At 65.4% G+C, this 13,230-nt stretch carries 8 protein-coding genes; 4 read left to right on the top strand and 4 right to left on the bottom strand.

What is annotated here, in order from left to right:
• The first annotated feature begins 78 nt into the window (after positions 1-78).
• The 4 genes from ABFD92_13850 to ABFD92_13835 all read left to right on the top strand — a co-directional run bounded on the left by ABFD92_13850 (position 79) and on the right by ABFD92_13835 (position 7,027).
• Positions 79-1,008 carry a metallophosphoesterase gene (locus ABFD92_13850; GenBank protein MEN6505622.1) on the top strand — a complete coding sequence of 310 codons (930 nt, stop codon included), beginning with the start codon at positions 79-81 and terminating at the stop codon, positions 1,006-1,008.
• A 267-nt stretch (positions 1,009-1,275) separates the two neighbouring features.
• Entirely contained in the window at positions 1,276-2,670 is a 1,395-nt protein-coding gene (locus ABFD92_13845; GenBank protein ID MEN6505621.1) for an MATE family efflux transporter, read from the top strand.
• 150 nt (positions 2,671-2,820) lie between these two features.
• Entirely contained in the window at positions 2,821-5,793 is a 2,973-nt protein-coding gene (ileS, locus tag ABFD92_13840) for an isoleucine--tRNA ligase (GenBank protein MEN6505620.1), read from the top strand.
• 151 nt (positions 5,794-5,944) lie between these two features.
• Positions 5,945-7,027: a uroporphyrinogen decarboxylase family protein gene (locus tag ABFD92_13835; GenBank protein ID MEN6505619.1), complete on the top strand. Its 1,083-nt coding sequence runs from the start codon at positions 5,945-5,947 to the stop codon at positions 7,025-7,027.
• A gap of 112 nt (positions 7,028-7,139) precedes the next feature.
• Here ABFD92_13835 and ABFD92_13830 read toward each other — a convergent pair whose 3' ends face one another.
• The 4 genes from ABFD92_13830 to ABFD92_13815 form a co-directional block, all read right to left on the bottom strand.
• Positions 7,140-8,267 carry a hypothetical protein gene (locus tag ABFD92_13830; GenBank protein MEN6505618.1) on the bottom strand — a complete coding sequence of 376 codons (1,128 nt, stop codon included), beginning with the start codon at positions 8,265-8,267 and terminating at the stop codon, positions 7,140-7,142.
• Between the two features lie 543 nt (positions 8,268-8,810).
• A complete protein-coding gene (locus ABFD92_13825; GenBank protein ID MEN6505617.1) occupies positions 8,811-9,983 on the bottom strand; it encodes an AGE family epimerase/isomerase in 1,173 nt (390 codons plus the stop codon).
• 111 nt (positions 9,984-10,094) lie between these two features.
• A complete protein-coding gene (locus tag ABFD92_13820; protein ID MEN6505616.1) occupies positions 10,095-12,167 on the bottom strand; it encodes a hypothetical protein in 2,073 nt (690 codons plus the stop codon).
• 10 nt (positions 12,168-12,177) lie between these two features.
• A complete protein-coding gene (locus ABFD92_13815) occupies positions 12,178-13,167 on the bottom strand; it encodes a hypothetical protein (protein ID MEN6505615.1) in 990 nt (329 codons plus the stop codon).
• Between the last annotated feature and the right edge of the window lie 63 nt (positions 13,168-13,230).

Here is a 13,230-nt window from a genome sequence, read left to right as displayed (position 1 = left end):
TTCGCGGGGCCTTTCCCTTACGCTATAGTAAGGGTCCTTCCTAAGCCGGGTTCAGACCTTCATGGAGTGATTTGAGCAGTGACAAGAATTATCCTTCCGCTGATCGCGTTCTATCTTCTCACGGCGGCCTCACGCTCTTTTGCAGCCGCGAGCGTTCCCAACACCTGGACCGGCGTCGAGCGCATCGTGGCCGTCGGCGACGTGCATGGGGCGTACGATGAGTTCGTCAGTGCCCTGTCGGCCGCCGGGGTGATCGACGCCAAAGGCGACTGGATCGGCGGCAGGACGCACCTGGTGCAGACCGGCGACATCGTCGACCGCGGCGACCATTCCCGCAGGTGCATGGACCTGATGATGAAGCTCGAAACCCAGGCCGCCGCCGCCGGCGGAATGGTTCACCAGCTCCTGGGCAATCACGAAGTGATGGTGATGCAGCACACGTATCTCTATACCAGCGCCTCGGACTTTGCCTCTTTCGGCGGGCGCAGCGGGCTCAAGAGCGCCCTGGGCCCCGCCGGCCGCTACGGGCGATGGCTCCGCAGCCGCAACGCGGTCATCAAGATCAACGACGTGCTGTTCGTGCATGGGGGTATCCCTGGCAAATACGCCAGCCGATCGCTGGATGAGCTCAACGACGCGATCCGCTCGCGCATCGACGCCGGTTGGTCGCTGGGCGGGCTGCTCGGGCGCGGCGGGCCGCTATGGTACCGCGGATGGACCAGCAAGAATGCTTCGTCGGTGGCCGACCGGTGCAAAGACGCCTTCGCGGCGTACGACGTTCAACACGCGGTGGTCGGCCACACCACCGACGGAATCGCGACGTTCGGCAGCGGTCGCGTGATCCTGATCGACTCGGCCATGACGCCCGATCTCAAGGGCGAGCCCTCCGCCCTGGTGATCGAGAAAGGCGTCTTCACGGCGGTCTACCCCGCCCGCGCCAAAGAGGCGTTGAACGTGCATTACTACCGGGCGAACGTGGCCGCCGCGCCGGCCGCTCACCGTCCGTAGCACAGGCGTCCCGCCCGTGTAGTTGTGTGGCATGGGCGTCTCGCCCATGCACTGGCGGGCGTCCCGCCCGCCAGAGGCAGAAGCAAGAGCATGGGCGGGACGCCCATGCCACACAGCAAGAGCATGGGCGGGACGCCCATGCCACACAGCAAGAGCATGGGCGGGACGCCCATGCCACACAGCAAGACTCATGGGCAAGAAGCCCATGCTACTTTTCGCCTTTCGCTGCTAGACTACTCTGTCGCCCGAAAGGACACGTAATTGGATTTGCCGGATGCAAAAAACCGATGGGGCCTGGGGGAGGTCTTGCGCCTCAGTTGGCCGATCAGCTTGACCCTGCTCAACAGCACGGCCATGCGATTCGTCGACGGGTGGTTTGTCGCCATGACGGGCCCCGACGCCTCGGCGGGGCAGGTCAGCGGCGGGATCACCGCGTTCATCCCCGAGAGTTTCGCCAGCGGGCTCATCGGCGTGCTGAGCACGTTCGTGGCCCAGAACTACGGCGCGGGGCGCCATCGCCGCTGCGGGCAGTATGCCTGGGCGGGAATGCTGCTGGGGCTGGTGGCGTACCTGGTCGTGGTGCCGATGGCGTTCGGCGCTCGGCCGCTGCTGACGCTGCTCTACGCCGAACACACCGAGGCGGTCCGCGACGCTGAGGTCCTGTATTTCCGCTACATGACCTTCAGCATGATCCTGTCGCTATGGGCGCGGGCGTTGGCGGAGTTCTTCTACGGCATCCACCGCCCGCGCATTTTGCTGGTGGCGTCGGTGCTGGCCAACGCCGTGAACCTCGTGGGCGATTACGTCCTGGTGCTGGGCAACTGGGGGTTCCCGGCGATGGGCCTGGAAGGCGCCGCCATCGCCACGGTGGCCAGTTGGGCGCTTCTGACGGGCATCCTCATGGGCAGGTTCCTCTCGGGGCGCATCCATGCCCAGTACGGCACGTGGACGCTGCGCTCCGTCCAGTGGCGCCAGATCGCGGACCTGATCCGCATCGGCTGGCCGGCCGGGCTGCAATTCACCATCGACGTGTTCATCTGGACCGTGCTGATCGGCAAGCTGGCCGGGATGTTCGGGGCCGAGCAGATGGCGGCCGGCTCTTTCGCCATGCGGTACATGCAGCTTTCGTTCATGCCGGCGGTCGGGATCGGCGCCGCTATCGCCGCCATCGTCGGGCGGTACATCGCCCAGGGGCAACCGCATCTGGCGCGCAAGCGCGTCCACTCGGGGGTGGCGCTGGCGATGATCTACATGGGCCTCTGCGGAGCGGCGTTCCTGATCTTCCGCCATCCGCTGATTTACTTCTTCATCAAGTACGGCACCGAGTCGTACACGCCCGAGCAGATCACTACGATCATGGACATCGGCAGCAAGGTGATGATCCTGGCGGCGGTGTTCCAGTTGTTCGACGCCATCGGCATCATCTATCTGGGGGCGCTGCGCGGGGCCGGAGACACGCTGTGGGCGATGACCGTCACGGTGATGCTGAGCATGACCGCTGTACTGGGGTTGGGCTATGCCACCGTCACCTGGCTGCCGGGGTTGGAGAGCCTGGGGCCCTGGATCGCCGGAACGTTTTACGTGATCGTGCTGGGATTTCTTTTCGCCGGAAGGTTCGAGCGCGGGGCCTGGCGCAAGATCGACCTTTTGTCGACGCATTGACGCCGCCCGCGCGGGCCATAATAATGACCGCTCGGGTGCCGTGGCGGCGGGCGTGAAGAGCCCGCCCCCCCCACGACGGTCTTGCGAATGAGTCGTGGCTGTCGGTCCTTTGGACCTCCCGCCACGGCACCTTTGGTTTGGGAGTCAGCGATGAGTGAGCAAAAGAACGCGTACAAGGACACACTGAATCTGCCGCAGACGGCTTTCGACATGCGGGCGGGACTGCTGCAGAAAGAGCCCGCCGTCCAGGCCAAGTGGAAGCAGGAAAACCTCCAGGGCAAGATTCGCGATGCCCGACGCGGGGCCCAGCGCTTCATCCTGCACGACGGCCCGCCGTACGCCAACGGTCAGCCGCACATGGGGCACGTGCTCAACAAGGTGCTCAAAGACCTCGTCGTGCGCATCAAGACGATGTCCGGCCTGGACACCGGCCCGTATATCCACGGCTGGGACTGCCACGGCCAGCCCATCGAGCAGAAGATCGTCGAGCAGCTCGGCGAGAAGATCCACACGCTGCCGGCGACGGTCATCCGCCGCCTCTGCGGCGAGCACGCGCAGAAGTACGCCAAAATCCAGGCCGAGCAATTCCAGCGCCTCGGCGTCATGGGTGACTTCGACCACCCGTACATCACGATGGACAAGCAGTACGAGGCCGCCGTGCTCGAGGTCTTCGCCAACCTCATCGAGCAGGGCCTGGTCTACCGCCAGCTCAAGCCCGTCCACTGGTCGATCGAGAACCGCACCGCCCTGGCCGACGCGGAACTGGAATATCACGACCGCACCGACCCCAGCGTCTACGTGGCCCTGCCCGTGGTCAGCGGCACGTTGCCCAACGTCACCGGCCAGGCCTGCCTGCTCGTCTGGACCACCACGCCCTGGACCCTGCCGGCCAACCTGGCCGTGGCGGCCGGGCCGGCGATCGGCTACGCCTGCGTCGCCTGCGAAACCTCCGACGGGCCGCTCACGCTGGTGATGGCCCGCGCCCGCGTCGAGACCGTGCTGGCGGCCGTCAAGGCGGCGCGCCCTGAATACCTGCGCAGCCATAAGATCGTGGCCACGTTGAGCGGCGACGAACTGCTTTCGGCCGCCCTGACCTACCGCCACCCGCTGCTGGAGGGCAAGACCTGCCCGGTGATCTCGGCGGACTACGTCACGCTCGAGGACGGCACGGGCCTGGTGCATACGGCTCCCGGGCACGGCCTGGAGGACTACGCCAGCGGGCTCAAGCACGGCCTGGAGATCTACTGCCCCGTGCAAGCCGACGGCACGTTCGACGAGACCGCGCCCGAGTTCATCCGCGGCAGGAGCGTCTGGGACGCCAACGGGCTCATCTGCGAGCGACTGAAAGCCGACGGCGCACTCGTGCTGCAGGAGCCGATCCGGCACTCGTACCCGCACGACTGGCGCAGCAAGACGCCGACGATCTTCCGCGCCACCGAGCAGTGGTTCATCGGCGTCGACACCATGCCCGCCGGCGGCAATACCTCGCTGCGGCAGATGGCGTTGGACGTCTGCACGCGCGACGCCGACGACGGCGGCGTGCGGTTCATCCCCGCCTGGGGCCGCAACCGGATCGAGGGCATGCTCGCCAGCCGTCCCGACTGGTGCATCTCGCGACAGCGTAGCTGGGGCCTGCCCATCCCCGCCTTCATGAATCAGCGCGGCGAGGTGCTGATGACCGCAGACAGCGTGCGCGCGGTGGCGGCCGTCGTCGCCCGCGAAGGCTCCGACGCCTGGTTTACGCGAACCCCGGCCGAACTGCTGGCCGGGTACAGCATCGATTCCGACGACTACGCCCCAGCCTCCGACGTTTTTCCCATCGACTCGCTGCAAAAGGGCGGCGACATCTTTGACGTGTGGTTCGAGTCGGGCTCGAGCTGGTTTGCGGCCGCCATCCAGCGCGGGCTCGTCAGCGACATTCCCGTCGACCTGTACCTGGAAGGCTCCGACCAGCACCGCGGATGGTTCCAGCTCTCGCTGCTGCCGGCGCTGGGCACGCGAGGCAAGGCGCCCTTCAAGACGGTGCTCACCCACGGGTTCGTCGTCACCGAAGACGGCTACAAGATGAGCAAGTCTCTGGGCAACGCCGTCGACGCCGTCGAGCAGCTTAACAAGCGCGGCGCCGACGTGCTGCGGCTCTGGGTCGCCAGCCAGAACTACCAGGACGACATCCGCTGCAGCGAGAGCCTGATCCTGCAGTCCGACGAAGCCTACAAGAAAATCCGCAATACGCTGCGGTTCTGCATGGGCTCGTGCTTTGACTTCGCCCCGGCCGCCGACGCCACCGAGGCGGCCGACCACAGCGTCGACCGCTGGATGAGCCTCGAGCTCAACCGCCTCGTCCGCGACGTGCGGGCGGCGTTTGACGCCTACGAGTTCCACCGCGCCACGCGAATGATCTACGAGTTCTGCACCGTGCAGGCCTCCAGCGTGTACCTCTCGGCCGTCAAGGACCGCCTCTACTGCGAGAGCCCCAACGCCCTGCGCCGCCGCGCCACGCAGACCGTCATCCACCGGATGCTCATGGCGCTGGTCAAGCTGCTGGCGCCGATCATGCCGCACACCGCTGAGGAGGCCTGGGCGGCCATTCCCAACCGCCCCGCCGACGAACCGCAAAGCGTACACCTGGCCCTGCTGCCCGAGGCCGACGCCGACATGCTCGCCATCGCCGACGAGATGCGCCCCTCCAACATCGACCTGGGCACCTTCACCAGCGACCAGCTCCAGCCGGGCCCGCAATGGATCTGGGACCGTCTGATGGACCTGCGGGGCGAGGGGCTGGGCAAGCTCGAAAAGCTCCGCGGCGAGGGCGTCAAGAACTCCCTCGACGCCGAGGCGGTCTTCCGCGTCGCCAAAGGCCGCGACGGCGCAGCCGATCTCATCGACACGTATATCCGCGAGCTGGAAGACCTGCTGGGCGTCGGGTTCGCCCGCGTCGAGCGGGCAGAACTGGCCGAGGGCGTGACGGTCGAAGTCGAGGTGCTCGACACCCGAGAGCGATACGACCGCTGCGCCCGAAGCTGGAAACGCCGCCCCGACGTCGGCTCCGACAGCGACTACCCCGACCTCTCCGCCCGCGACGCGGGGGTGATGAAAGAACTCAAGAGCGGAACAACGGAATGATGGAAAGAATGGAATGTTGGCTGGGTGGCATGGCGACACGCGTTGTTGTTTCATGCGGGTCGCCATGGCGGTGCGGAATGATGGAAGAATGGAATAATGGAATAATGGCATGGCTGCGCCGCTTGCGGCTTGGCGTCTTTAGGAATAGCAAATGACCGATATCTATGCTCCCCTCCCCCGTGAAGAAGTCATCAAGGCCGTGGAACGCAAAGGACCTTGTCGCATTCCCATGGTCCGCTCGCGATGGTGGGGCGAGGGGCTTTGGGAGCAGTATGGCGAGCGTCTGCGCGAGCTTGAGAAATATCCCGAGGATTTCGGCGAGGTCATGATCTCGCCCCTGAACCCGCACGAGATGGGCCTGTCCTGGAGCGCCCGCGCCGGGGCGGGGCACGACTCCAATGCCGTCATCCCCGACTGGAAACATCTCGACGAGTTCATCGCCAAGCTGCCCGACCCGGAGAACCCCGCCCTGGGGCTGTACGGCATCGAGCACGTCGAAGAGAACCGCCGCCGGAACATGTACATGCTATTCGGCTGGTGGGGGCTGTTCTTCGAACGCCCGTGGTCGCTGCGCGGGATGGAAGGGCTGATGACCGACTACTACCTCCACGGCGACGAGGTGCATCGCCTCCACGACGCCCTGTGTACGCTGTACGAGGGCTACATCCGCCGCGCCATCCGCACCTTCAAGCCCGACGGGTTCTGGACCAGCGACGACCTGGGCAACCAGCGCCAGCTCATGATGAAGCCCGACCACTTCCGCGAGTTTTTAAAACCGTACTACAGCCGCATCGGCAAGCTCTGCCGCGACAATGGCATGCACTTCTGGCTGCACTCCTGCGGCAATAACACCGAAATCATGGACGACCTGATCGCCGCCGGCGTGAGCGTCTTTCACCCCGTGCAGAAACACACGATGGACGAGGCCGCCGTCGCCCGCCGCTTCGGCGACCGTATGACCTTCCTGGTCGGATTCGACGTGCAGCACATCCTGCAGGAAGGCACGCCCGACGACGTCCGCGCCGAGGTGCGACACCTCATCGACACCTTCGACGCCCCCGGCGGCGGGATGTGCATGGCCGCCGGCAACGGCATCGTCCGAGGCACCCCCTTCGAGAACATCGAAGCCTACCTCGACGAATCCATCCGCTACGGCACCGCCCACCGCAGCCGGTTCACCGCAGAGATCGCAGAGGACGCGGAGGGGGGAAGTGAAAACGGAATGATGGAATAATGGAATGATGGAATAGTGCCGCGGCACTCAATTCCAATTTCCAATATTCAATATTCCATCATTCCATTATTCCCATCTTCCTCCCCCTCTGCGTCCTCTGCGACCTCTGCGGTTAATAAATCCGAGGAAACGCCCCCAGGTCTTCCGGGCTGCCGCAGATTTCGTGCAGGCGGGTGAAGCAGCGGCAGAGATTCTCGTAGCTCACGTCCACCTGCAGGGCGTGGTCGAACATCGGCATGAAGCCGCCCTGCTCGAGCATCTCGGGGATCCGGGGCACGAGCTCGCGCTCGATGCGTTCGGGGCTGCTGCCGACGTTGACGATCTCCTTCTCGATCCCCCCGCCGAAAACAAAGTCGCTCTGGCGGCGGCGGTAGTCCAGGATCGGATTGCCGCACACCTGCTCCAGCGGCCAATTGCCGTTCCAGCCGACTTCCTCCAGCAGCGGGCAGAACTCGTCCACCTTGCCGTCGCAATCGACGATGAGCAGCTCGGCCCCGCAGTCCCACGCCACCTCGGCTACGCGATGGTAGTAGTTCGCGCAGAACTTGCGGAACGCCGCCGGGCTGATGAGCATCCCGTGGTTGTAGGCGAAGTCTTCCCAGCCGAGGATCGCCTCGGGCCTCAGGGCCTCGAGCACGGGGAACGTGAACTCTTCCATGACCCACAGAAAGTGGTCGATCATGTCCTGCAGCAACGCCGGGTCGTCGTACACCGCCAGCAGCGCCCGCTCGGGGCCCATGAGCTGGCGAGCCCAGCCCCACGTGCCGCCGCCCCAGACCATCAGCGGCCGCTTGCGATGGGCAAACCGCTTCTTCCAGTCCTCCAGCAGCGCCAGGTCTTTGCGGCGCGGCGTGGTGAGCTCTTTGTATTTCTCCCACGACGCGCGGTCGCGCACGTCGAACTCGATAAAGTCCGGCATCGAGTACGCCAGGTCGTTGTCGATCACCTGCCGCGTCAGGGCCCCGGTCTCGCTGCGGACAAACTCAAAGCCGCCCTCGCGCCAGGTCTCGGTCTTGACGCCCGGGCAGTCGGCCCCGATCCCGGCCAGGTGGTCGAACGTCGCCTGCCCGAAGAAGCGGCACCAGGCCTCGACGTCATTGACCTCCGCGGGCAGGCCCTGGCGGTGCAGATTGACCAGCCCCCCGCCGTGGATGTACCCCAGCCCGCCCAGCGTATACAGCGGCCAGTAATCCGGCCGCTCGAATCGCACCACCGCTTTGAAGCGTTGCAGTTCCGTCACAGGCGTTCTCCCGTAATCAAGGCAAGGCGGGCGCATGTTAACGGGCAACCGGCGCGGGAGCAATGGATGGGTGGATGGATGGGTGGATGGATGGATGGATGGATGGATGGATGGATGCATGGATGGTGGATGGATGAGCCGCTGAGGTCGCTGAGGACGCTGAGGCAATGGGTGGTAGTTGCGGCCTGAAAGGCCGCTGGCAAGTCAGCCCAGGGCAGAGCGACGAGCGCAGCGAGTTGCGCCGCCCTGGGGGCATGCCGGTTGCTGTAGAAGCTCTGTAAGAGCGATGCAAAGAACAGACACTGAAGGCGCCGCTTAGGCCCTCATTTTGCATCGCCCCTTCAGGGCTGAGCGGCACAGCGGACCCGTTACCCAGGCCGCCGGCCTGGGGCCTCTGGCCTGGGCTGTCTTGCCGACGGCCTTACAGGCCGCAAAGAAATCATCCTTCTTCCTCAAGACCTTTCGGCGGGAATGAATGATTCACGCACCAGCGATCGCAATAGTTGAAGATGCCCGGAATGAAGCCGCGCTTGCGCACCCTCATTACTCCGACAGCTTTTCAAACTCGCGCATGCACATGTACATCGCTCGCGGGACGTGGAAGCAGCCTTTCCACTTGCCGCCTTTGAGCCAGAGAAGCACTTCGCCGCGGCGGTTGAGGTAGCCGAACCACTCGCCGTAGTTGCCGTCGGCGAAGCGCGGCCAGGACCAGTGATGCACCTTCTCGTACCACGTCCAGCAGTCGGCCCGGCCGGTGAGGCGATGGCCCATCGCCAGGGCCACCAGTGTCTCGAGGTGAACCCACCAGAGCTTCTGGTCCCATTCGAGCTTGTCGGGGGGATGGCCCTGGCTGTCGAGAAAGTAGAAGATGCCGCCGTGCTGGTCGTCCCAGCCGTACTTGAGGATGCTCAGCATCACGTCGACGGCCTGCTCGATCAGCTTGCCATCGCCGCGCCGCGCGGCGATGTCCATCACGAACCACATCGCCTCGATCCCGTGGCCGGGGTTGATCAGCCGCCCGTCGAAGCTGTCCACCTGCGTGCCGTCCGGGGCCACGTTCTCCAGCAGGATGTTGCGGTCCTTGTCCAGGAACTGCGTGAAGACCTCGCGCAGGCACATCTCGACCGTCTGGGCGACCGAATCGGCCGGCAGCATCCACTCCAGCTCCAGGCACAGGTTGCTCAGGATCATCGGCACGGCCAGCGACATCATCGGCCGCGTGCCGGGATACGCCTTGGCGTACTTGCCCTTGGGGTTGGCCTTGCGGCGCAGGATGTTTTCGTAGGTCTTATGCGCGAGAAGCTTGGCCTCGTCATCGCCGCCGGCCAGGGCGAACTGCCCAAACGCCATCGCCGCGAAGCAGTCGGAGAAGATGTTGTACGGCTGCACGAGCGGCCGTCCGTCGCGGGCGAGCGAGAAGTACCAGTTGCCGCCGTCGTCGTGGCCGTGCTTTCGCAGGAAGTCGGCCCCGCCGCGGGCGATGTCCAGCCATTCCTGGCGGCGTTCAAGGCGGTTGTAGAGCATGGAGAAGATCCACACCTGCCGCGCCTGCAGCCAGATGAACTTGTCGGTGTCGTACACGCTGCCGTCGCGGTCGAGGCAAGTAAAGAACCCGCCGCACTGGCGGTCGATGGAGTTCTTCGTCCAGAACGGAATCACGTCGTCCAACAGCGTCGTGCGATACTGCCTGGCCAGTTCGGTGTATTTCGCCTTCATACTCGTCCCTTCTGAGAACTATAAATGGCCGCTGAGGTCGCTGAGGACGCAGAGGAAAGAAGTTTCCATCTTCTTACGACCTCAGCGTCCTCAGCGACCTCAGCGGCTTAGTCAATCGTCCTCGCCGCCCAGCATGGCGGCGGCGTATTCGGCCGTTGGGCCGCGCAGGTCGACCTTGCCGGTCACGTCCCAGAATGACGTCTTCATCTCGCGCATCGCCAGGACCGAGACGATCCAGGCCTGCGTCCAACCGCTCTCGATGCTCCAGACGCCCCAGCCCAGATCGGCATTGCTGGCCCAGTAGTCCCATCGCCCATAGTCGAACGCCCGGAACCATGCCCCGTCAAGCTCGCGGTGCCGCTCGCTGCGCACCTGGATGCGCAGCAAAAAGTCCGTCAGCCGCTGGGCTGCCTCAATGAAATACGAATCGCCGGTGGCCGCGGCGGCCTCGTGCAGTCCCACGTATGCAAAGTTGGTCGTGTAAAGCAGGTCGCACACCGGGTCGCCGTTGGCGGCGATGAGCGTGGCCTCGTTGGTGCCGTAGGCCTCGTTGCTAGCCGGCGGGCCGTAGTCCCCGCGCCCGGCCGAGCCGATCTCTTCGCGGATGGCGCCGCAGGAATCCTGGAACGCCAGGAGCTGCTCGGCCATGAATCGCAGTTGCCGGCGGTTCTCGGGCGTGTCGTCGACGCGGACCCGCCACGCCAGCGGCAGGAGCATGCGCGCCCGCTCCTGCTGGATGCCGTTGGTCCAGTGCCACTGGTCGGGATAAGCGTCCATCGTCATGGCGATGGCATTGCAGGCCCGCTGCCTGAACGGCTCATACCCGCTGCGCGCATACGCCCAGAGGAAGCACGCCCAAAGCCAGCTTTCGTAGTGCGGGGCAAAGTTCGTCCGCGGGGTCGTCCAGAAATGTCGCCAGCCTTTTTCCTGAAGCATCTCTTCATCCAGGCGGCCGCTCCGGAAGCCTTGCGGGCCCGTCGTGCGCAAGTTCGCCAGCAGGCACCGCGCCAGCGGTTCGGTCCAGCGATCGCTCTTGAGCACGGCGGCTGTCAGCATCGTGCCCATCATGGAGCGGGCATTGTCGTCGCCGTAGTAGACGCCGTTGTTGTCGGTGGGATACCACCGCACCAGGCCGTACGAGGGCGACGAAGGCTCGGCGCGCGGGCCCTGGGCGAGATTGGACAGCGTGTAGATATGGTCGCACAGATTGGCGGCGATGGCCTGCCCGGCGGCATCGTCGCGGGCTTTGCCCGCCATCGCCATTGCTCCGGCCGCCTCGCCCATGCAGTCGTTGCGGCGCATGTACCGCCACATCTGCGTGCCGTCGGGATAGATGAACGAGCGGGCGCCCTCGATCATGCCGCACCGCCCGTCGCCGCAGGGCCATTCCGCCCGCGGGCCGGGCGCCGCGGTGTCGGCGCCGGGGGCGAGCATGTATCGCTCGGCCTGATCCGCCCACGAGGGGTGGATGAACAGCCTGGCGTTGGTGAACCAGTCCGCCCCGCGGGCCATGGCCCGACGCTGGACGGAACCATCCAGCGCTTCATCCTTCCCCAGCGACGCCCTCACGGTCGGCGTCCATCGCAGATCCACGTCCCCTGCCCCCGCCCAGCGAACGATCCATGCCCAGATCGCCCGCCACGCTCCAGCCGGGGCAAAGCGCCCGGTGACGAATCCGCTGAGCCGCGTCGATGCCACAAGCATCCCATCGTGCTCAAACAGGACCGGCCAGATCTTGTCGACCGGGGGCAGACCAAAGACGGCGCGGTCGAACCCGGCCACACGAGCCACGACAATGTGCGGCGTGACCGAAGCGGCGTCGACTGGTGCAAAGCGGCAGCCGTGAATCGCCAGGATGCTCAGCCTCTCCAGGTCCGGCGCAAAAGCGTCGGAGGCGACGACGCCTCGCTCCCACTCCGTGCTGCGCATCTGACCGCATTCCAGGCCCGGCAGCGACGCGGGGAACTCGATGTACAGGCGGAGCGATTTATCACGGGCAGCATCCAGAAGGTCAGCGGAAATTTCCCTCTGTCGCTGCGGATAGTCGTCGGCGAGGATCAAAACGCCCTCGCCCGCGGCGGCCTGGGCGACGGCGTCAGCCGCGTCGGCAGCGTGCCGGAACGCGGCGCCGGAATCGCCCAGAACTCTCACCAGATCGCTATCGCCGCGGCAGACGCAGAACATGGAGCGATCCTCAACTGGTTGCCACACTGATGCCGCGCACTTCGCCGTGCTCGATCTGGCCCATCTTGGGATTGGCCGCCGGGGCGAGGGCGCAGTAATAATGATAGAGCCTGCCGCCGGCCGAGGCGATGCCGGGCTTGTGGGCATAGCGGCTGTCAATGCTGCCGGGCGGGCCGACGTCGATCAGCACCTCGTTGGACTTCTCCCAGTGCAGCAGGTCCTTCGAGAACGCCACCGTATCGCGGGCGACGGCTTTGGCGTCCAGCGTGTAATAGAACATCACCCACGTATCGCCGTCGCGCACCACCACCGGGTCGCTGGCGAAGACCTCGTCGATCGAGCCGGGCCCGCCGACAGGCAGGATCGGATTGCCCGCGTACTTCTCCCAGCGCTGCAGGTCCGTCGAGATCGCCACGCCCGTCTGCTCGCGCCACGGCCAGCCGGCGTCGGTCTTGGCGTTGTAGAATAGGTAGTACGTGCCGGCGTCTTCCATGATCCAACTCTTGTAGAGCCCGCCGCTGTCCCACCCGCCGGGTTTGCCCGGCGTCAGAACCGGCGGCGAAACTTCCCACTTGCGCAGGTCGTCGCTGAAGCACAGGCCGATGATCGCCGGACCGGTCTCGTAGCCCGGCTGGGGGTACGCGTGATACGTGCCGACGAATCGCCCGCCGACTTTCTTCGCCGCCCCGCTGCCAAACAACGCGTTGTCGCGCAACACGCCGGTCATCGCCGCGTTGAACTCGGTGGGCGAGCCCGCCGGGCCGCGGCCGAGAATCAGCCCTTCCTTCGTCCAGTTGAGCAGGTCGTCCGAGACGGCCAACCCCGTGCGGTAGCCGATGGTGTCCCAGCCGACGAAGCTCATGTAGTGCCGCCCGCCATGGCTGAACAGGCTCGGGCAGTCGACGGCGTGGCTGTCGAAGGCCCCCTTGACGTACGACGGCGCGACGACCAGCCGCGGGACTTTGTTCGGCGTTCGGACTCGCTGCAGTTGCTCTTTCATAGATAAGATCCTAGGTCCTCGATCCTCGGTCCTCGGGATCCCATTCCTAGGATCGAGGATCTA

Source organism: Planctomycetaceae bacterium (assembly GCA_039680605.1).
Taxonomy (GTDB): domain Bacteria; phylum Planctomycetota; class Phycisphaerae; order SM23-33; family SM23-33; genus JAJFUU01.
This window is presented reverse-complemented; position numbering and strand designations above follow the sequence as displayed.